Genomic DNA, 20,668 nt, shown 5'->3' on the forward strand with positions numbered 1-20,668 from the left:
AGGAGGCTGACACCATGGCTAAGAAAGCGCCTGATATGGAGGAATACCAGTTTGGATTCCGTGACGAGCACAAGTCGATATTTCAGTCTGGTAAAGGACTCACGGAAGAAATTGTCCGGGAAATCTCCGCAATCAAAAACGAGCCGGAATGGATGCTTAATTTCCGTCTGAAGTCCCTGGAGCAGTTCCGCAAGATGCCAATGCCAACATGGGGCGGCAATATGGACGATCTGGATTTCGAAGACATTCAATATTATGTAAGACCTTCTGAGAAACAGGGTAAGACTTGGGAAGAAGTGCCTTCGGAGATCAAGGAAACCTTCGATAAGCTGGGCATTCCGGAAGCGGAGCAGAAATTCCTGGCCGGTGTCTCGGCGCAGTACGAATCCGAGGTTGTTTACCACAGCATGCAGAAGAACCTTGAAGATCAGGGTGTAATCTTCACCGATACGGATTCTGCACTGCGTGATCACCCGGAGTTGTTCAAGAAGTTCTTCGGGACGATCATTCCTCCGGCAGACAACAAGTTCGCCGCACTCAACAGTGCAGTCTGGTCCGGCGGTAGCTTCATCTATGTTCCGAAGGGTGTGAAATGTGAAGTGCCTTTGCAGGCCTACTTCCGGATCAACTCCGAGAACATGGGACAATTTGAGCGTACGCTGATTCTTGCAGATGAGGATAGCTTCGTGCATTACGTCGAAGGCTGTACCGCACCGATCTACAGTACCAACTCCCTGCATAGTGCAGTGGTTGAAATTCTGTGCATGAAGAATGCCCGTGTTCGTTACACGACCATTCAGAACTGGGCGCCGAATATCTACAACCTTGTAACGAAACGTGCGGTAGCCGAAGAAAATGCCACCATGGAATGGGTAGACGGCAACATCGGTTCCAAGCTGACAATGAAATACCCGGCTGTCGTGCTTAAAGGCCGCGGAGCCAAGGGTTCGGTATTGTCCATCGCGGTAGCAGGCAAAGGCCAGCACCAGGATGCAGGCGCCAAAATGATTCATCTGGCACCGGACACCACATCCACCATCGTCTCCAAGTCGATCAGCAAGCACGGCGGCAAGGTCACTTACCGCGGACTCGCTTCCTTCGGCCGTCAGGCAGAAGGCGCGAAATCCAATATCAAATGCGATACACTTATTCTGGATAACGAGTCCACCTCGGACACGATTCCTTACAATGAGATCATGAACGATAACATCGTGCTTGAGCATGAAGCTACAGTATCCAAGGTCTCTGAAGAGCAGCTGTTCTATCTCCAGAGCCGTGGCCTGACGGAAGCCGAAGCTACGCAAATGATCGTTATGGGCTTCATCGAACCGTTCACCAAAGAGCTGCCGATGGAATACGCGGTAGAGATGAACAGATTGATCAAGTTCGAGATGGAAGGCTCTATCGGTTAAACAGGAGCCTCGAGTATAATTAAGTAATATCCAGTACGTGCCCACAGATTCTTGACGTAATATTGTCTAAGATCTGTGGGCATTTTTTTGTTGAGTATGTCTTACAGGAATCAGCTGCTCCGGTATCGCTATCCAGTCTGATTCAGTAACGATGACCTTCTGGCCGGAACTCTTCACTTTGGAGCAAACTTTGAACTGGATAGCCCGGAGCAGGGGGATGCCGGAGGGGTTGTTGATTGGAGATGCCCGAATTATGTTCTCTGAGCTGAATGGTGTAATGATTAGGCTAATGAATAAGTGCAAGCACCGAAGCATTGCTGTTATGCTCTGCTGCTTGTGCTTTTTTGTGTGGAGTCACGCTGAAACGGACTGAGATTCCGATATCTTGTATTTTCGCGCCTGAACGGAGGGGCGCGCGATCAAATAAAGGAATGTGAGTCCAGGTGATAGGCAAATTCTCTGATTTGCCCGATTAGCGGAATGTCAGTCCGCCTCAGGCAGGAAGGGGGCCGTTAAAGGCTTGCAGTTACACTTTTATAATATTAATACATAATATTCCTTTTAACGGACAGCCAAAAAGCTGTTTCGCAGGGTTGAATCTTGCTATATCTTAATTGAGCAGTATTTACGAGGAAATAGGAGGAATTAAAGCTATGGGAGGTCTTTTTCACCTGCTTAAGCCCTGTTTTTTCCGAAAAAACAAGGAAAATGCTCATTTCTCCCCTTTGCCGCATTAAATCATGGGTGATAAACTGCTTAAAGTCCCTAAATTGAAAGCGCATAAAAAGGTGGCTTGAGATGTGAGGTTTTGGGGCTAAGACCATGCTTACGAAGTAGCTTTACTTCGTAAAGCTTTAAGGAGGAGAGATATGGATGTTCTCAGGCAACTGCGGGGCTTTTATCGGGAGAAGCTGCACTATTTGATTCTGTCGATTATATGTTTGGCGGCCGCAACTGCAGTGGGGCTTATTACCCCCAATTTGTTAAGGAGATTGATTGATGATGTTATTGTTCCCCTAAAGTTTACTGAGGTGCCCGTACTCGCTCTTAGTGTGCTTGGTGTAATTATTGTTAAGGCCTGCCTCCAATTTGCCCATGGCTTCTTCGGTGGACGGCTGGGGAATTTTCTGGCCTACCGGCTGCGCAATGCCTGCTATGAGAAGCTGCAATTCCTGTCCTTCCGTTACTATGATACGGCGAAGACAGGTGACCTGATGTCCCGGCTGACCGGGGATTTGGAAGCGATCCGGATGTTCATCGGCTTCGGATTTGCCCAATTGCTGAATGTGTTTTTTATGGTTTTGTTCGGTTCCATCATGATGTTCACAATCAACTGGCAGCTTACGCTGGTTACTCTGATCACTATGCCGTTCCTGGCTGTAGTTGCACTCAGATTCGAATCCAAGATTCACCCGGCCTTTCAGGAGATGCGTCTGGCGTTAAGCTCCCTGACAACGGCTGTACAGGAGAATGTCACCGGGGTGAGAACAGTCAAATCGTTTGCCAGAGAGGCCTACGAAGTTGAGAAGTTCTCACACCGTAATGAACGTTATAAGGATAATCAGATTTTTGCCGCCGAGCTATGGAGTAAATTCTTCCCTGTGATGGAGCTGCTCGCTTCGGTCAGTGTAGCGATATTGCTGGGAGTTGGCGGTACACTGGTCATTAACAAGCATATGTCGCTCGGAGAACTTGTCGCTTTCTTCAGCCTGATCTGGTATATTATCGGTCCGGTATGGGGCCTTGGCTTCCAAATCAACAACTATACCCAGTCCAAGGCATCCGGAGAACGCGTGCTTCAAGTCCTTAATCAGCAGATAGATGTGAAGGATACAGAGAATGCAAGTGTGCTTGTACCGTCCGATGTGAAAGGCGAAGTGGACTTCGATCATGTTACTTTTGCTTACGGGAACAAGATGCCGGCAGTCAAGGATATTCATTTCCATGCTGAGCCCGGTGCGGTCATCGGATTCCTGGGGGGAACCGGCTCCGGGAAATCAACCATTACCCAATTGATGATGCGCGCTTATGATGTGAATCAAGGAAGTATCAAGCTCGACGGGGTGGATATCCGTGATCTCCAGGTCCGCAGTCTGCGTGCACAGATCTCGACGGTGTTCCAGGAGACGTTCCTGTTCTCCTCCTCCATCCGCAATAATATCTCCTATGGACTCAAAAATGTCAGCATGGATGAAATCATCCGTGCCGCCGAGCTGGCGAAGGCGCATGAGTTCATTATGGAGATGCCGGAGGGCTATGATACCGTGGTAGGTGAACGCGGGATGGGCCTCTCCGGTGGACAAAAGCAGCGGATTGCCATTGCCCGCGCGCTGCTGAAGAACCCGCGGATTCTCATTCTGGATGATGCGACCAGCGCGGTCGATATGGAGACGGAGCATGAGATTCAGGCAGGATTCCAGGAGGTTATGCGCGGACGTACAACCTTGATCATTGCCCACCGGATTTCCTCTCTGCGCCATGCCGACCAGATTATAGTTATGAATGAAGGGAAGATGGTGCAGCGAGGTACGCATAAGGAACTGATTGAGGTTCCGGGACCTTACCAGGATGTATACCGGATTCAATACGCCGATTATTTGGCCAGGGATAATGAACTAGGGGCAGGTGATCCGGCATGAATCTTGAGACATCCAAGCAGGCCGCAAGTGCGGCGTTAGAGAAGGATAACAGCAAGGCAGAGGAACAGACTTTGGAGGAGCGTTTCGTCTATAAGGATGATGACGTGATTGACAAGGCTTTTGACTGGAAGCAGTTCACCCGCCTGTTCGGCTATATGAAGCCATATGCCAGGCAGATGCTGCCGCTCGTTGCGGTAATGATGATTCTTGGTACAGTGACGAAGCTGACGGTTCCATTCCTGACAAGTATGGCGATCGATAAGGCAATTGCTCCCGAGGACGGCAACTCAAGTCTTACGCTGCTATACACGCTGACGGCCAGTGTTATTGTGCTATATCTGATCCAATGGATCGCCGGTGTGTACCGGATTAAATATACGAATGTGATCGGGCAACGGGTCATTTATGATCTGCGTTCGGATCTGTTCCGCCATATTCAGAAGCTCTCCTTCAACTTCTTCGACAAAAGACCGGCCGGATCAGTACTGGTGCGGGTGACGAATGATATCAACTCACTGCAGGATTTGTTCACGAATGGGGTCGTCAACCTGATGATCGACTGCGTCCAGCTGGTCGGCATTATGGTCATACTGCTGCTGATCAACTGGAAGCTGGGACTTGCGGTAATGATCACTGTACCGGTTATGTTCCTGATCTCCACAAAGCTGCGGCAGCGGATCCGGATCGCCTGGCAGGATGTGCGGATGAAGAATTCCCGGATCAACTCCCATCTGAATGAGTCGATTCAGGGGATTCGCGTGACCCAGGCTTACACCCAGGAAGAAGAAAATATGCATTATTTCGATGCCATGAATATGGACAGCCGGAAATCCTGGAACAAGGCTTCGGCAATGAACCAGGCGTTCGGTCCGATTATTGAAGTCACCGGCGGCTTCGGAACGATGATTCTCTTCTGGTTCGGGGCTTATCTGATCCAGTCCGGTGAGCTTACCGTTGGTTTCCTGGTGGCCTTCAGTACGTATGTCAGTAACTTCTGGGACCCGATTAACCGCCTCGGCCAGATGTACAATCAGCTGCTGGTGGCCATGGCTTCCTCGGAACGGATCTTCGAGTATCTCGATGAGCAGCCTGCGGTTCAGGATAAGCCGGGCGCAACGCCGCTGTCCAAGATTCAGGGAGACATTCACTTTAACAAGGTCGTATTTGAATATGAAAAAGGCCGCGCCGCGCTCAAAGGCATTGATCTCGATGTGAAAGCCGGCCAATCGATTGCCCTCGTCGGCCATACCGGCTCCGGTAAAAGCACGATCATCAACCTCATCGGCCGGTTCTATGATATCAAGAGCGGCGACATCACGATTGACGGCAGGGATATCCGTAATGTTACTCTGCAGAGCCTGCGGGAACAGATCGGGATCGTGCTCCAGGATACCTTCATCTTCTCGGGAACGATCCGCGACAACATCCGGTTCGGACGGCTGACTGCGACCGATCAGGAGATCGAGGAGGTTGCCAAGGCGGTGGATGCCCATGACTTTATTATGAAGCTGCCGGGCGGCTATGAAACTGAAGTCGAAGAGCGCGGCAGCGCACTGTCCATGGGCCAGCGCCAGCTGCTGTCCTTCGCCCGGGCGCTGCTCGCCGATCCGCGGATTCTGATCCTGGATGAAGCGACAGCCAGTATCGATACGGAGACGGAGATCAAGATCCAGGAAGCGCTGAAGCTGCTGCTTCAGGGCCGGACCTCCTTCATCGTAGCCCATCGGCTCTCCACCATCCGCCATGCGGATAAGATTGTGGTGCTGGATCATGGCGAGATCAAGGAAGAAGGCAATCACGCCGAGCTTACCGAGCGTGACGGCATTTATAACGGTTTAATTGAAGCGCAGTTCCGCTTCTTATAGGTGAATGACAAACAGCAGCCCTCCCCGGCACACTTTTATTAGCAGGGAGGGCTGCTGTTATTTTTATAGAAATTCACCCCTGCCGCTTGGCGGCTCTGCCGGTTACCCGGACCTCCAGCATCTGTGCACTAATCTCCTGCTGCCACTGAGAGTCTTCCGTATGTGCCGCCAGCATGGCTTCATTGTTAAGCCGGGCCATTTCCCAGCAGTACACCGTGTTGACATGAAGGCAGTGCTGCTGCTCGTCACGTTCCGCTGCGGCCAGCGGCCGTCTCAGACTAAGGGTATACAGCTCCGCAAGGCGCTGATGAACTGCAAGCATAGGTTATCTCCTCCAAATGATCGTTTGCTATCAGCCTAGCCCCGGAAACGCGGATTCAAACTGGAGCATTTGACAGAAAATAAATTTTCAGATCATACGAAATAAAGTTCTTGAAATCGCTTTTTTTTATGCTACAATAACAGTAATACAGGATTGTGACCGGTAACGCGGGCAATGCCTAAGCTGATGCGAGTATCATTTTCTTAATGATATTGGGATCAACTTAGGCTTTTTTTGTACAAACTATATGGCGGGAGGTGAGATAGAGATGATTATCGAGAAGGTGCTGAACAACAATGTACTTCTGACCAAGAACCAGAAAGGCAAGGAAGTCATTGTCATGGGCAGAGGGATTTCCTTCAACAAGGTGGCAGGGGATTATGTAGATCCGGCTAAGGTGGACAAGATTTTCCTGCTTAATGAGAACGAATTCACGGCAAGGCTGACGGAGCTGCTGAATGATATTCCAGTGGTGCATCTGGAGCTGGCTAATGAGATTGTGATGTATGCGAACGGGGTGCTGGGCACTGAGCTGAGTGATAACCTGTACCTGACGCTGACAGACCATATTCATTTTGCGCTGCAGCGTTTCGAAAAGGGAATCCTGCTGAAGAACGCGATGCTGTTCGAAATCAAACGCTTTTACAAGAAGGAATATGAGATCGGGCTGGATGCCCTCAAGATTATCGAGCAGGCAACGGGCCTAGCGCTAGGTGATAATGAAGCCGGTTTTATTGCATTGCATCTGGTGAATGCCAGGATGGATGGCGGCAATGAGATGAGATCAACCGTCAAGATGACGGAAATCGTGCAGAATATTCTGAATATTGTTACCTATCACTACAAGCTGGTGCTTGATGAGACTTCACTGAATTACTCGCGGTTCCTGACACATCTGCAGTATTTCTCCATGCGGATCCTGAAGAAGGAGACCAATAACAGCGGCGAGGAATTTCTGTATAACCAGGTGAGGCAGACTTATGTCAAGGCCTTCGAATGTGCAAGCAAGATCAATGAGTATCTGGAGAAATCCCATGGCCAGAGCTTAAGCAAGGATGAATATGTCTATCTGACCATTCACATCCAGCGGGTGACGGACCGTAATAGTCTGGAATAACAAGTAACCTGTGCCAACCTCACAACTTCATATTTTCCATCCTACAGGGTGTAACTGGTAATGCAGGCAAAACCTGAACTGATGGCAAAATTAGCGTTTTTGACGCCCTTTTGCCCTGAGTTCAGGTTTTTCTTGTTTGCAGGGGGGAGTAGAACTTGCTGGCACAACCCGCCTCTGCAGCGATGTTTGATCAATCAGGACATATAAAGGAGCATACCCAAGTGAGCAATAAAGACTTATCCAAACAGATTATTACACTCGTTGGCGGAGAAGGTAATGTGAATTCTGTATTCCATTGTGCAACACGCCTGAGATTCAAATTGAAGGATAACAGCAAGGCCAACAAAGCAGCGCTTGAAAAAACACCGGGTGTCATTACCGTGGTGGAGAACAGCGGCCAGTTCCAGGTCGTCATCGGCAACAATGTCAGCCAGGTGTTCGAGCAGATTATGAAGGAAACCTCTTTGCAGGATGCCGAGAAAAGCGGTAATGACGAAAGCTCCGAAAGTACCGGTGTACTCGGTAAAGCGGTCGATATTATTTCAAGCATTTTCTCTCCGATTCTTGGTGCACTCGCCGGTGCCGGGATTCTTAAAGGCTTGCTGGCTTTGATTCTCTCGCTGGAATGGATCAGCGGCACCAGCGGTACGTATCTGATTCTCAATGCGGCGTCAGACAGCGTGTTCTACTTCCTGCCTGTGTTCCTGGCAGTTACAGCGGCACGTAAATTTAAAGCCAATCCATTTGTCTCCATAGCAGTAGCCGGGGCGCTGATATACCCTTCGGTAATTGCTGCTGTGGGTTCGCCGGACCCGCTGAACTTCCTGGGGATCAAGATTGTGCTGATTAACTATTCCTCCAGCGTCATTCCGATCATTCTTGCGGTATGGGTACAATCCTATGTGGAGAAATGGTTCCGTTCGTTCATTCATGAATCAGTCCGAAATATTCTGGTGCCCATGTTCGCGCTCTTAATCGTAATTCCGCTCACGTTCCTGGCCTTCGGGCCTGTAGGATCACTGATCAGTGACGGTTTGGCTTCCGGCTATACGTGGCTGTACAACCTTAGTCCTTTGGTTGCCGGGGCCATTGCCGGGGCATTCTGGCAGGTATTCGTGATCTTCGGTGTACATTGGGGCTTTGTACCGATCATGCTCAGTAATATTGCTACTCTGGGACATGATACTATGCTGCCAATCCTCTGTGCGGCGGTTCTGTCTCAGGCCGGTGCAGTATTCGGCGTATTCCTGAAATCCAGGAACCCGCAGCTCAAAGCTCTGGCCGGTTCTTCCACACTGGCAGCCATCTTCGGGATTACTGAACCGACAATCTACGGGGTTACCCTGAAGCTCAAGAAACCGTTCATCTATGCCTGTATCTCTGGTGCGATCGGTGGGGCGATTATTGCACAAGGCGGCGCAAGAGCACTGTCCTTCTCCTTGCCGGGACTGCTGGCCTTGCCTACTTATTTCGGAACTGGATTCATCTGGGTAATCATCGGTATTGCCGTTGCCTTCTTATTGGCTGCTGTCCTGGTATTTGTACTTGGATTTGATGACCCGGCAGCCGATACAGCAGCATCTGTTAACTCAAGCGGACCGGTTAACCCAACTACGCCAACTATGATTGACAAGGAAATGGTGGTAAGTCCTCTGGCAGGAGCACTGCAGCCGCTCGATAGTCTGCCCGATGAAGCTTTTGCTTCCGGCGCAATGGGTAAAGGCATTGTCATCGAGCCGTCCTCCGGGAAGCTGACTTCTCCGGTGAACGGAACGGTAACCACGGTATTCCCGACAGGGCATGCGATTGGCATTACTTCGGATGGCGGCGCAGAGCTGTTGATCCATGTAGGAGTCAACACGGTGAAGCTGAAGGGGAAACATTTTGACAAAAAGGTACAAGAGGGAGATAAGGTCGTGCAGGGACAGCTATTACTGGAATTTGACCTGGAAGCTATCCGTGCGGCAGGCTTTGTAACAGCGACCCCGGTCATTGTCACCAACTCGGCAGAATACCTCGATGTTCTGAAGAATACCGGAAGTGAAGTAATAAACGGCGAAGCTTTGCTAACCCTAATACACTAGAAGCCGCTCTCCATTGAGTAATTACCTGCGGCATACAAAAGGAGATACACATGACTAAGTTCAAACAGAAATTTCCGGATCACTTCCTGTGGGGCGGGGCTACTGCCGCGAACCAGCTGGAAGGCGCTTATGATCAGGGCGGTAAAGGCCTGTCCAGTGCGGATATGGTAGCCTACGTGCCCAAAGCAGAGCGAAGCAATGATCATGCTATCGAAATCAGCTCCGAGCGGATCGCTCAAATTCTGTCCGGCGAATTCAACGCACGTTTTCCCAAAGGTGAAGGGGTTGACTTCTACCACCGCTACAAAGAGGACATCGCTTTATTTGCTGAAATGGGCTTCAAGGTGTTCCGTCTGTCGATCAACTGGGCACGGATTTATCCGAATGGCGATGATGCCCAGCCGAATGAGGCCGGTCTTAAATTCTACGACGATGTATTCGATGAGCTGCATAAATACGGGATAGAGCCGTTGGTTACCCTGGCGCATTACGAAACTCCGCTCGGTCTGACGCAGAAATACAACGGCTGGGCCTCCCGCGAACTCGTTGACTGCTTCACCCGCTATGCCGAAACGGTGTTCCGGCGCTATAAGGATAAAGTGAAATACTGGATCACCTTCAATGAGATCAACATGATGACCCTTAGCCCGTTTACCGGCGGCGGTGTTGTCATTGACCGTGCCGGGAATAAGCTGCAGACGATATACCAGGCACTGCATCACCAGTTCGTAGCAAGCTCGCTGGCCACCAGGCTGGTGCATGAGATTATCCCCGGTTCCCGGATGGGCTGCATGCTGGCGCGGATGGAGAGCTATGCGGCTACTTGTAATCCGGAGGATGTGCGGCTGAACCAGCATGAGAATCAGCTGAACCTGTACTTTACCGATGTCCATGCACGCGGAGAATATCCGAAATATATGGACCGTTATTTTGCAGAGCACAATATTGTTCTCCACAAGGAGCCGGGCGATGATGAACTTCTGAAGCAGTACACGGTGGATTATGTGGCATTCAGCTACTATATGACCCTCACGCTGTCTGTTAGTCCTGAAGGGGAACGGGCACAGGGTAATCTGTTCGGAGGGATAAGAAATCCTTATCTCAAGGCCTCGGAATGGGGCTGGCAGATCGACCCGACCGGGCTGCGGATTATGCTGAACACGATGTATGACCGTTACCAGAAACCGCTGTTCATCGTTGAAAATGGGCTTGGGGCATATGATAAGGTTGAGCCGGACGGCTCCATCCATGACAGCTACCGTATCGATTATCTAAGGCAGCATATTGCTCAGATGAAGGAAGCCATTATGGACGGTGTGGAACTGATGGGCTATACAAGCTGGGGACCGATTGACCTGGTGAGTATGTCTACTTCGGAAATGTCGAAGCGCTACGGCTTCATCTACGTGGATCTGGATGATGACGGTAACGGGACGTTGAACCGTTCGAAGAAAGACTCTTTCCATTGGTACAAGAAGGTCATCGCCAGCAATGGTGAAGAACTATAGCCTGCGTTAAAAGAAAAGGAGATTCGCTGAAGCCGTATCCGGGTTCAGGAGTCTCCTTTTTGCATGAATTTATATGTAACCGGCCTATTCCATATAGATCTCCACGACCGCAATTTTGCGTTCGCGCGACAAATCAAGGAATTTGCCTTCGCTCTGTACGAGCGGACGGAAGACATCCAGCGGGTTGTTCATGATGATTACACCCATATCTCCGGTGCTGAGCAGTACGCGTTTGCCGATGAAATTAGGCATGAGATGCTGAATGAAAGCTTGTACCGGTTTGCCGTTCAGCTTGCCGAAGCTGAGTGAGTTGATCTCGCGCAGTACGGAAATCAGTTCCTGCTTGGACTGGTAGACACGGTGGGAGGTCATGGCGCTGTATATATCGGCGACCGCTGCAATCTGGGCATAAGGATGAATATCGTTCTTGGTAAGCTGATGCGGGTAGCCGGAGCCGTCTTCACGTTCATGATGCTGCAAGGCGACTAAAGCTGTGAAAGGATCGTTCATGGAATTCTGAATGATTTCGTACCCGTAAACCGTATGTAGTTTGATTTTGTCGAATTCGGCAGCGGTCAGCTTGCCGGGTTTGTTCAGAATATCAGGGGAGATCCGGCATTTGCCGATATCGATCAGGTATCCTGCACGGCCGATCTCATAACACTCCGCCTTGGAATATCCCAGCCAGGAGGCAATATAATAGGATAGCATCCCTACCTGCAGGGAATGGTTGTAGGTATAATTGTCTTCCCGGTCAAGCAGCAGAAGGAGTGAGACGACATCTTTGTGTTTGTCGAGCGTGGATAACGTCGGCTGGAGGATATCGTCTACAACGGACTGATTGAAGCTTCCCTTAGTGAGTGCTTCCATATATAGAGATTCAAAACCATCGATCATGATGTCGAAGCTGCTGGAGGCAGCCTGGATGATTGAGGACCTGCTTGAGGGTGCGGGTTCTTCCTGCACCGTTTCAATATCAACATAATCTACGCCATGCTGTATCAGCTTGGCGATCTCCTCTAACTGGAGTCGCGATCCTTTGGGGAGTACATGCAGCCCTCGTGAGCTGAAGGTATCCATCCGCAGATGATCACCCGGTTTTAGATCCATGACGTGTACTCTCAATGAATATGCCACCTTACTATAGCGATTTTTTCCAGCATAGCAACAAAGTCGGGAATATTCAATGGTTTAGGAGTACTGTTTATAGCTGGAGGATTCTTCAGCCTGGAGATCTTTCCCGAGCCACTGTGAGCCTGAATCCCGGATATCCTTTTTCCATACGGGGACTGAGACTTTTAGCGCCTCAATGGCGTAACGGCTAGCCTCATAACAGGTATCACGGTGCGGTGCGGATACGGCAATGACAACACTGGCTTCTTTGAGCCCTACGAGCCCGATCCGGTGTGCAATTGCGCAGTGAGCCTGCCAGCGTTCCTGAATCTGGAGGCCTATTTCCTGCAGCTTCTTCAGTGCCATGGGTACATAAGCTTCATAATGAAGGGCGGTTGTCTGTTGATCTCCAGTCATCTCCCTGGTGGTGCCTACAAAGAGGAGTGAGGCTCCGTGGTTAACATCCTGTACCTTCTCCAGGAGCAGCTCAGCCTTCAAGGGCTGATCCGTAATGCTGAACAGGCCGTCTGCTGTCTCGTCAGCTTCAGGTTCTCCGCCGGACACGGGCGGGATCAATGCCACCTCGGAGCTTTCGGCAATCTCTGTATCATCCGGCGCATATTCCCGGTCAACGGCAACCAGGGATACATTGATCTGCGGAGCGGCATCGGGATATGAAGCGGAGAGCAGTTCTTTCAGTTTGCCGGCTGTCAAAGGCGACTCATGGGCATGGAATGTCAGAGTAGAGGAGCCGATGACTTCGGCCAGACCCGCAAACAGTCGAATGGACACATGCATGATTTAATCACCTCTTAGTTACATAAGTTAGGACAGCTTATAATGATTACAATATACCATATTGAGCCTGAAAATGTTATGCTAACTCTAGAAGAGCACAAGCCTGCCGCTTACACTATAAACGGCTGTACAAGTGGGAGGGAAGCAAGCTTATGAAGCCTGAGCCGCAAAGATTAACCATTCTTCATACCAATGACATACATAGCCATTATGAAATGATGAGTCCTGTAGCGGCAGAGATTTCTGCAATGAAGGCTGCTGCAGGCGAAGGTCCGGTGCTGCTGCTGGATATCGGGGACCATATGGACAGGGCTGCTGTAGAGACGGAAGGCACGATGGGGCAGGCTAACATCGATATTATGAATCTGACCGGATATGATGCTGTAACTATCGGCAACAACGAAGGCCTTACCTTCTCACAGGAGATGCTCTCGGCTATATTCACCGGCATCCAGTGTCCTGTGGTGTGCTGCAACTTCCTGGAGTCTGCAACCGGGGAGCCTCCGCACTGGATGCAGCGTCATGCCATCCTGGAGAAAGACGGGATTAAGATCGGGCTGACCGGTGCCACGGCAGCCTTCACTTCCTTCTACTCCCTGCTGGGCTGGGATGTGCTGGACCCTGAAGAAGCGCTGCGCGAGCAGTGTCTGCTGCTGGCCCCTCAAGTAGATATTCTGATCATTCTATCCCATCTGGGGCTGCCTGCGGATCAGAAGCTGGCAGAGAATCTGGAAGGGGTACATGCCATTCTTGGCGGGCACACCCACCATATGCTGGAGAAGCCGCAGATGATAGACGGCACGGCCGTATGCGGAGCCGGTAAGTTCGGCCGGTATCTCGGACGGCTGGTATTTGAGCGTGAACAGCCGGGCGGAGCCTTCCGGCTGGCTGAAGGGGGATGTACCGCAGTCAATGGCGCGCTGACTGAAGAGATCATCGCTCCGGCGGCAGCAATTCACCTGCAGCGTGGCCGTGAGGTGCTGCAGGAGACCGTTGCCATCAGCGACCGCGGGCTGCCGCTCGACCTGCAGGGCGAATCACCGTTTGGCAACCTGCTGGCACAGGCTGTCCGCCGCTTTACGGGCAGCTCCTTCTCGCTTGTCAATTCCGGGCAGCTGCTCGGCCCCCTGCCGGAGGGTAATATTACGGCAGGCATGCTGCATGCCCTATGCCCTTCCCCGATTAATCCGTGCATTGTGCAGCTTACCGGCAAGGATATCCGCATTGCGCTGGAACAGAGTCTAATGGAGGAATACCGCAATAAGGTAATCTACGGCTATGGATTCCGGGGGAATATGCTGGGCAGTCTGGCTGTCGACGGATTAAAAATCTTGTACGATCCAAGGGTCATGCCGTATGATAACGGTATTGCAATTTTTGTCGGCGGAGAAAAGCTGGAAGACGGACGGGAGTATAGTGTCGGTACGCTGGATATGTTCACATTCCGCACCGGGTATGAGAGTATAGCGAATGGCCGGGAGCCTGTCTATTTGCTGCCTCATTTCCTGCGCGATCTGCTGCGGATGGAGCTCCAGCGCCCGGGGAGTCTCGATGAGAGCGAAGTTGCCCGCTGGGTGAGTCTGACCACCTGATACATCCCGCAATCCATACAAACATTAGTAGTCATAGCTGCATCAGATTTCATTGACTAGATCAGGAGGATTATATGGATACAATTACAGCAATAATTCTGGCAATTGTAGAAGGAATAACCGAGTTTATCCCGGTATCATCAACGGGACACATGATTCTTACCACGAAGCTGCTGGGGTTTGACGAGCAGGATTCCATTATGAAGACGTATGAGATTGTCATTCAACTTGGGGCCATTCTGGCCATTGCCATTGTCTACCGCCAGCGGATTCTGAATCTGCTGGGGATCGGCCGCAGCGGCAGAAGCAGAGGCGGAGTTATGCCGGCATCACGCCTGAACCTGATTCATGTGATGCTGGGTATTGTGCCTGCGCTCGCAGTAGCCTTTTTCGCCCGTGATTTCATCAAAGGCCTGTTCGGTGCATCTACGGTTCTCTGGGCACTGGTGGCCGGCGGGATTCTGATGATTATCGCGGAATGGGTGAACAAACGCAAGATTCGTGTGACCGCGCATGAGCTGGATGATCTGTCCTACGGGCAGGCGCTGGCGATCGGACTCTATCAGATTATTTCCGTGCTCTGGCCAGGGTTCTCCCGTTCCGGTTCGACGATCTCCGGGGGGATGCTCAGCGGGGTCAGCTACAAGGCTTCGGCGGATTTCTCCTTCCTCATCGCGATTCCGATTATGTGTGCAGCCTCGGGCTATGAACTGCTGGATTCCTACCGCAATTTCACGAATGATACCATCTGGTATTTCGCCATTGGCTTCGTGATTTCTTTCGTGGTGGCCTATGTGGTAGTTGTTCTGTTTATGAGATTGATCCAGAAGATCAGACCGACCCATTTCGCGATCTACCGGTTCATACTTGCGGCCGTCTTCTGGCTGTTTGTTATGCGTTAAGCTCACCCGGCTTAGCATTACCGGGCAAGAGAGGCAGTCTTACATACATGCGCTTGTCCGGTCGCTCAAGGTAACGGTATAGGCACAGCGTTTAACTCAAGGATTCCGAAACAGAATAGCAATTTACCGTTAAAGGCAGGAGTGAGCCAAGGTGCGTTTAGTATCCGTGAATCGGCTTCAGGCGGGAATGAAGCTGGGTAAAAAAATTTATAGTGATGAAGGACTGGTTCTGCTCGCTGATGGAGTAGAGCTTACTGATGCCCTGATCAAGCGGCTCGCTAGGATCGATATCGGCTATATCTATATAGAGGATTCCGTCACGGAAGATGTCGTGATTCCCGGAATGCTGCAGGATGAGACGCGAAATCAGGCGCTCAAGGTAATCAGAAATCAATTTCAGCAAATGTCCGGCGCTTCGGGAATTACCAAAGGCTTCTATCATCTGGATAAGAAGTTCTCCAAAGTGATGGATTCCATACTGGACGATATGTCGGCTCAGGAAGATCCGATGATTATGCTGCTGGATATGCACACCGCAGACAACTATCTGTATGTGCATTCCCTGAACGTATGCCTCTACACACTGGTGCTTGGCATTGCCCATGGCTACAGCAAGGAAGAACTGCGGGTCATCGGACTCGGTTCGCTGCTGCATGATATCGGCAAGACACAGATTCCGGTCAAAATTGTTCAGAAGCCCGGGATGCTCAGTGAAGATGAATTCAAGCACATGCAGGCGCATACCGAAATCGGTTACCGGATTCTTAAGGAAGAGCCGAATATCCCGCTGCTCGCGGCCCATTGTGCACTGCAGCATCATGAGCGGATCGACGGTTCCGGCTACCCGCGCGGTTTGACCGGTCCGCAGATTCATGAATATGCGAAGTGGCTGGGTGTGGCGGATTCCTATGATGCGATGACCTCCAACCGGATCTACAAAAAAGCCATGCTGCCGCATCAGGCGGTCGAGGCGCTGTATGTCGGCTCCGGCACGTTGTATGAGCAGAAGCAGCTGGAGATTTTCAGAGACCGTGTGGCGATCTACCCTCTGGGGCTTACCGTCAAGCTTAGCACCGGCGAGAGCGGTGTTGTGGTCAAGATTGATCCCAGCATACCGCACAGACCTGTTGTACGCGTGCTTAACGGCCCGGAAGGGGAACCGGTCACCCCATATGAGCATGATCTGGGCAAGGCCCTCTCTGTAGTCATTGTAGATGTGACTGATGGCGGAGAAATTATAGTGAAGAGCACTTGATAGGCGTTGTTAGCAGCGAGGAAAGAATACAGGCGTCCGCTTGGCTGCGGAGCTGTGTTCTCTGCCTTGCTGTTTTTTTGAAATTACAGCAAATCAGCGGCAGATGCGCAGTTTTTCACTTGTCGTGGTATGATATAGCGTAAGTTATCGTTCTTTTTCATTTGTTTTGGGTTAATAATAAGGAATAAGCATTAAAGGAGCATCAAGAAATGAGTATATTAGAGCCATCATCGTCAATACCTGTACAAGAGCTGTCGCCGGAGTACGATCCCTGGGATCCGATTACCTCTCTTCGCCAGCACGGGCGGCATGTGCTGACCAGCGTAGAGATGACGGTGACCAATCTGTGCAACATGCGCTGTGAGCACTGCGCTGTTGGAGACAGCCTGACTATGAAAGAAGGGGAGCTGCTGCCACTCCCCAATATGCTGCGCCGTCTGGAAGAGGTAGAGCATCTGCAGACTATCAGCATCACCGGCGGGGAGCCGATGTTCCGTGCCGGAACGGTGGAGAACACCATCGTCCCGCTGCTGAAGTATGCACGTGAGCGGGGCATCCGTTCTCAGATCAACTCCAATCTTACCATGCCGTATTCCCGTTATGAGCAGCTGCTTCCATACCTCGATGTCATGCACATCTCTTTCAACTATGTTAACGGGGATGACTTTCATGAGGTGGGCTTCGCGAACAGCGGACATCCGGTCTCGAAGGAAGCTGCCTACCGGCTGTATGACACCATGCTGGAGAATTCCCGCCGGCTTAGCGATGACGGTATGCTGATCTCCGCGGAGTCGATGATTAATTACCGTACGCATACCAAGCTTCCAGAGATCCACAAGCTGATCGGGGAGATGGGGGCAAGACGCCATGAGGTGCATCCGATGTATGCTTCCAGCTTTGCTTCGAAGCTGCCCGTATTGTCACTTCGAGAGATGAATGCAGCCATACATTCCTTGCTGGATGCCCGTGACCCTGAGATGTGGATGCTGTTCGGCACACTGCCGTTCTTCGCCTGCAGCTTCCTCGAGGAAGACCAGCAGCTGCTGCGCAGACTGCGCAGTGAGAAGAATGTTACCCTGCGCAACGACCCGGACGGAAGAAACCGGGTGAACGTGAATTTATTTACGGGCGATGTATTCGTAACAGATTTCGCCGATATTTCTGCATTTGGCAATATCAGCAGCACCAGGCTGGATGACATTTTTACCGAGTGGCAGACTAAGCATCCGCTGAATCAGAAAGTGAATTGCCACTGCGATGCCGCCGGCTGCTGCGGGCCCAACCTTCTGGTAGCCGATATGTATTATCCTGAGGTTGATTTCAAGACAAGAAAAGCGATCACTCTGTAGAAATGGGGCGTTATTATAGTGCATACGGAATTTGACATAGGAAGCTTATTGCTTAATCTTTTGCTCGTTCTGGTGCTCGTATTATTGAATGGAATCTTCGTTGCGGCGGAGTTTTCGCTGGTAAAGGTCAGACAATCACGTCTGACTCAGCTCGTCAGCGAAGGGAACAAAATGGCCGGGTATGCGCTGAAGGTCAATAAAAGACTGGATTCATATCTGTCTGCCACCCAGTTTGGGATTACGCTCGCCTCGCTGGGACTCGGCTGGGTCGGAGAACCGGCGATCTCTGAGCTGCTGGTTGAACCGCTGATGTATCAGCTAGGCGTTTCGGATCAGACCCTGATCTCTACGGTATCTGTGATTATCGGTTTCTCGATTATTACCTTCTTACATATTGTGCTGGGTGAGCTTGCACCGAAGTCCCTGGCGATTCAAAAAACTGAAGGCTCAGCGCTGCTGCTGTCCGCTCCGCTGATGTTCTTCTATAATGTGTTCCTCCCCTTCATCTGGGTGCTGAATGCGTCGGCTAATGCACTGCTGAGGCTGGTGGGGGTTGAACCGGCCAGTGAAGCCGAAGCTGCCCACTCGGAAGAGGAGATCCGTATCCTGATGAATCAGAGTGCGAAGAGCGGGGTTATCGACAAGGACGAGATGAAGCTGATGGACAATATCTTCGAATTCTCCGATCTGTTGGCCCGTGAAGTCATGCTCCCGCGTACGGATATGGATGTACTGTACAGCAATCTCCCGCTGGAGGACAATATGCGGATCATTACAGAAACGAAGCATTCCCGGTATCCGGTAGCCTTCGAGGATAAGGACCGGATTATCGGCTTCATCCATATTACAGATCTCCTCTTCGCACCGCTGGAGCAGCAGAATGACCTGGCTTCACTGGTCCGGCCGATTCTGAATGTGCCGGAATCGATGGAGATCAGCCATGCGCTCCGTCTGATGCAGAAGAACAAAGCCCAACTAACCCTGGTCGTAGATGAATATGGCGGGACTGCGGGACTGCTGACGGCTGAAGAGATCCTAGAGGAGATTGTCGGCGATCTGCATGATGAGTTTGAGGATGAACGCCCCAGTGTGGAGCGCAACGGCGAATACATTTCCGTTGAAGGCCGCATGCTGATCGAAGACGTGAATGATCTTACAGGTGTCATCATCGAAGATGAAGAAGTGGATTCGATTGGCGGCTGGCTATTCAAGGAGCTGGAGGGCAATCCGTCCAAAGGCAAACAGGTAGTGGTCGGCGACGTCACCTTCGAGGTGGAGGAGTCCACCCGGCTGCGGATTACCCGGATTAATATCCACCGGGCGAATCCGCCGGAGTCCGCAGAGGATGCAGAAGATACGGAAGAAGAGAAAGAGTAAGCAGGGCAATTGCTGAAATAAAGAGTTAAATTGTAACAGGGTACACTGGCAGCCGCTAATGGCTGCTGGTGTGCCCTGTTTTTTTGCAATTGCGTTCTGATATCCCTTAGAGCTGTCATAAATTAGTTATGAAGGTAACTATCAGATATGACATCCATGAAACGAAGCTCATCAAACTTTGAGGAGGAATGAAACATTGAACTCCCAGGAACGTGTATGGACACCGTATAGGGGACCGTTTGATCCCTGTCCGCCGGTGCCGTTCAAGACGTATGTAGTACCGCCGAACCAATTCATTAATTTCCAGCCCCCGAATCTGCCGCAGTTCTCCCTGCCTGAAGCGCTGAAGTACGGAACGCTATGGCCCGCGCTGTTCAGCCCGTATGAGTCCAAGTCCAAAGGAGGGAAGTAGGCGATGGAAGCAAATCCTTGCGAACCCCGCTATTACGAAATGCTGGAGCAGCTGCAGGTGCTCGATTTCGCACTGGTGGAGCTGAATCTGTATCTGGATACCCATCCTGAGGATCTGAAGGCCATTGAGCAATTTAATCAGCTGACCTTCGAACGAACGAAGCTGGCGAGCCAGTTCCAGGAGCTATACGGCCCGTTGCAGAACTTCGGCCGCGCGTATTCCAAATGTCCGTGGCAATGGAGTCAGAGTCCCTGGCCTTGGCAAGTCTAGCGGCCCGGGTGAGGAATGAATAAGTCTAAGGAGGGGGAAGTGCACGAATGTGGATTTATGAGAAAAAGCTGCAATACCCGGTGCGTGTCGGCAAATGCGATGTGCGGATGGCGCGTTATCTGATGGAGCAATACGGCGGGGCAGATGGAGAACTGGCGGCGGCACTGCGGTATATGAATCAGCGGTATGCGATTCCCGATAAGGTCATCGGCGTATTAACGGATATATCGACTGAAGAATTTGCCCATTTGGAAATGATTGCCACCATGATCTATAAACTGACCAAGGACGCTTCGATCAGTGAGCTTGAGGCGGCGGGACTCGGTCCGAACTACGCGCAGCGGGATCATGCGCTGTTCTACCAGAACTCGGCAGGGGTGCCGTGGACAGCCGCCTACATCCAAGCCAAGGGTGATCCGCTCGCTGACCTGTATGAGGACATTGCCGCCGAAGAAAAGGCCCGGGCTACATACCAGTGGCTGATCGACATGACGGATGATGTGGATCTGCAGGACAGCCTCAAGTTCCTGCGGGAGCGGGAAATCGTGCATGCGCTAAGATTTAAGGAGTCTGTGCAGATATTGATTGAGGAACGGGATAAGAAGAAGGTGTTCTGAGGAGCTTAATCCTGCCCAAAATACAACATTTCGCTC

Annotated in this window: 17 protein-coding genes; 14 read left to right on the forward strand and 3 right to left on the reverse strand. The window is 51.1% G+C overall.

All coding sequences use genetic code 11. The features are described 5' to 3' along the window. Nucleotides 1–14 precede the first annotated feature (14 nt). The 3 genes from sufB (at nt 15) to R50912_RS09980 (ending at nt 5,916) form a co-directional block, all read left to right on the forward strand. Nucleotides 15–1,412: a Fe-S cluster assembly protein SufB gene (gene sufB, locus R50912_RS09970; RefSeq protein WP_042234443.1), complete on the forward strand. Its 1,398-nt coding sequence runs from the start codon at nt 15–17 to the stop codon at nt 1,410–1,412. 869 nt (nt 1,413–2,281) lie between these two features. Further along, the gene (locus R50912_RS09975; RefSeq protein ID WP_042234446.1) at nt 2,282–4,051 is read left to right on the forward strand and encodes an ABC transporter ATP-binding protein; all 1,770 of its coding nucleotides are present in this window, start codon (nt 2,282–2,284) and stop codon (nt 4,049–4,051) included. Further along, complete coding sequence (locus tag R50912_RS09980) at nt 4,048–5,916, forward strand: ABC transporter ATP-binding protein (protein ID WP_081956446.1); 1,869 nt, start codon at nt 4,048–4,050, stop codon at nt 5,914–5,916. The genes R50912_RS09975 and R50912_RS09980 overlap by 4 nt, the downstream gene beginning before the upstream one ends. Before the next feature lie 73 nt (nt 5,917–5,989). Here the strand turns inward: R50912_RS09980 and R50912_RS09985 are convergent, their stop codons facing one another. Continuing rightward, nucleotides 5,990–6,238, reverse strand: coding sequence for a DUF7667 family protein (locus R50912_RS09985; protein ID WP_042234449.1), 249 nt, complete (start codon nt 6,236–6,238; stop codon nt 5,990–5,992). 268 nt (nt 6,239–6,506) lie between these two features. On the opposite strand from R50912_RS09985, the gene licT reads away from it, so the two are divergent. The 3 genes from licT (at nt 6,507) to R50912_RS10000 (ending at nt 10,947) form a co-directional block, all read left to right on the forward strand. Further along, nucleotides 6,507–7,355, forward strand: a complete 849-nt coding sequence (gene licT, locus R50912_RS09990; RefSeq protein WP_042234454.1) for a BglG family transcription antiterminator LicT — start codon at nt 6,507–6,509, stop codon at nt 7,353–7,355. Between the two features lie 221 nt (nt 7,356–7,576). Beyond that, nucleotides 7,577–9,439, forward strand: a complete 1,863-nt coding sequence (locus tag R50912_RS09995; protein WP_042242031.1) for a beta-glucoside-specific PTS transporter subunit IIABC — start codon at nt 7,577–7,579, stop codon at nt 9,437–9,439. Between the two features lie 50 nt (nt 9,440–9,489). Next, nucleotides 9,490–10,947, forward strand: coding sequence for a glycoside hydrolase family 1 protein (locus R50912_RS10000; RefSeq protein WP_042234456.1), 1,458 nt, complete (start codon nt 9,490–9,492; stop codon nt 10,945–10,947). A gap of 84 nt (nt 10,948–11,031) precedes the next feature. Here the strand turns inward: R50912_RS10000 and R50912_RS10005 are convergent, their stop codons facing one another. Together R50912_RS10005 and R50912_RS10010 are read right to left on the reverse strand one after the other, a co-directional pair. Next, the gene (locus tag R50912_RS10005) at nt 11,032–12,072 is read right to left on the reverse strand and encodes an HD-GYP domain-containing protein (protein WP_042234459.1); all 1,041 of its coding nucleotides are present in this window, start codon (nt 12,070–12,072) and stop codon (nt 11,032–11,034) included. Between the two features lie 66 nt (nt 12,073–12,138). Then, complete coding sequence (locus tag R50912_RS10010; protein WP_042234462.1) at nt 12,139–12,858, reverse strand: molybdenum cofactor biosynthesis protein; 720 nt, start codon at nt 12,856–12,858, stop codon at nt 12,139–12,141. A 152-nt stretch (nt 12,859–13,010) separates the two neighbouring features. On the opposite strand from R50912_RS10010, the gene R50912_RS10015 reads away from it, so the two are divergent. From R50912_RS10015 to R50912_RS10050, 8 genes are all read left to right on the forward strand, one after another. After that, nucleotides 13,011–14,450 carry a bifunctional metallophosphatase/5'-nucleotidase gene (locus R50912_RS10015; protein ID WP_042234465.1) on the forward strand — a complete coding sequence of 480 codons (1,440 nt, stop codon included), beginning with the start codon at nt 13,011–13,013 and terminating at the stop codon, nt 14,448–14,450. Between the two features lie 74 nt (nt 14,451–14,524). Continuing rightward, entirely contained in the window at nt 14,525–15,352 is an 828-nt protein-coding gene (locus R50912_RS10020; RefSeq protein ID WP_042234467.1) for an undecaprenyl-diphosphate phosphatase, read from the forward strand. 151 nt (nt 15,353–15,503) lie between these two features. Further along, complete coding sequence (locus R50912_RS10025) at nt 15,504–16,607, forward strand: HD-GYP domain-containing protein (protein WP_042234469.1); 1,104 nt, start codon at nt 15,504–15,506, stop codon at nt 16,605–16,607. Between the two features lie 209 nt (nt 16,608–16,816). Then, nucleotides 16,817–17,956 (forward strand): radical SAM/CxCxxxxC motif protein YfkAB, encoded by a 1,140-nt coding sequence (yfkAB, locus tag R50912_RS10030; RefSeq protein WP_042234471.1) that lies wholly within the window; start codon nt 16,817–16,819, stop codon nt 17,954–17,956. An 18-nt stretch (nt 17,957–17,974) separates the two neighbouring features. After that, entirely contained in the window at nt 17,975–19,333 is a 1,359-nt protein-coding gene (locus tag R50912_RS10035) for a hemolysin family protein (protein ID WP_042234473.1), read from the forward strand. A 196-nt stretch (nt 19,334–19,529) separates the two neighbouring features. Continuing rightward, nucleotides 19,530–19,745 (forward strand): spore coat associated protein CotJA, encoded by a 216-nt coding sequence (locus R50912_RS10040; RefSeq protein ID WP_042135306.1) that lies wholly within the window; start codon nt 19,530–19,532, stop codon nt 19,743–19,745. A 3-nt stretch (nt 19,746–19,748) separates the two neighbouring features. Beyond that, nucleotides 19,749–20,015, forward strand: coding sequence for a spore coat protein CotJB (locus R50912_RS10045; protein ID WP_042234476.1), 267 nt, complete (start codon nt 19,749–19,751; stop codon nt 20,013–20,015). A 47-nt stretch (nt 20,016–20,062) separates the two neighbouring features. After that, entirely contained in the window at nt 20,063–20,632 is a 570-nt protein-coding gene (locus R50912_RS10050; protein WP_039306375.1) for a manganese catalase family protein, read from the forward strand. Nucleotides 20,633–20,668: the final 36 nt, after the last annotated feature.

Source organism: Paenibacillus sp. FSL R5-0912 (assembly GCF_000758605.1).
Taxonomy (GTDB): Bacteria; Bacillota; Bacilli; order Paenibacillales; family Paenibacillaceae; genus Paenibacillus_AQ.

Bases quoted from the DNA above. Each gene is read 5' to 3' on its own strand.
- sufB (WP_042234443.1), top strand. From the start codon at position 15: ATGGCTAAGAAAGCGCCTGATATGGAGGAATACCAGTTTGGATTCCGT.
- R50912_RS09975 (WP_042234446.1), top strand. From the start codon at position 2,282: ATGGATGTTCTCAGGCAACTGCGGGGCTTTTATCGGGAGAAGCTGCAC.
- R50912_RS09980 (WP_081956446.1), top strand. From the start codon at position 4,048: ATGAATCTTGAGACATCCAAGCAGGCCGCAAGTGCGGCGTTAGAGAAG.
- R50912_RS09985 (WP_042234449.1), bottom strand. From the start codon at position 6,238: ATGCTTGCAGTTCATCAGCGCCTTGCGGAGCTGTATACCCTTAGTCTG.
- licT (WP_042234454.1), top strand. From the start codon at position 6,507: ATGATTATCGAGAAGGTGCTGAACAACAATGTACTTCTGACCAAGAAC.
- R50912_RS10000 (WP_042234456.1), top strand. From the start codon at position 9,490: ATGACTAAGTTCAAACAGAAATTTCCGGATCACTTCCTGTGGGGCGGG.
- R50912_RS10010 (WP_042234462.1), bottom strand. From the start codon at position 12,858: ATGCATGTGTCCATTCGACTGTTTGCGGGTCTGGCCGAAGTCATCGGC.
- R50912_RS10015 (WP_042234465.1), top strand. From the start codon at position 13,011: ATGAAGCCTGAGCCGCAAAGATTAACCATTCTTCATACCAATGACATA.
- R50912_RS10020 (WP_042234467.1), top strand. From the start codon at position 14,525: ATGGATACAATTACAGCAATAATTCTGGCAATTGTAGAAGGAATAACC.
- yfkAB (WP_042234471.1), top strand. From the start codon at position 16,817: ATGAGTATATTAGAGCCATCATCGTCAATACCTGTACAAGAGCTGTCG.
- R50912_RS10045 (WP_042234476.1), top strand. From the start codon at position 19,749: ATGGAAGCAAATCCTTGCGAACCCCGCTATTACGAAATGCTGGAGCAG.
- R50912_RS10050 (WP_039306375.1), top strand. From the start codon at position 20,063: ATGTGGATTTATGAGAAAAAGCTGCAATACCCGGTGCGTGTCGGCAAA.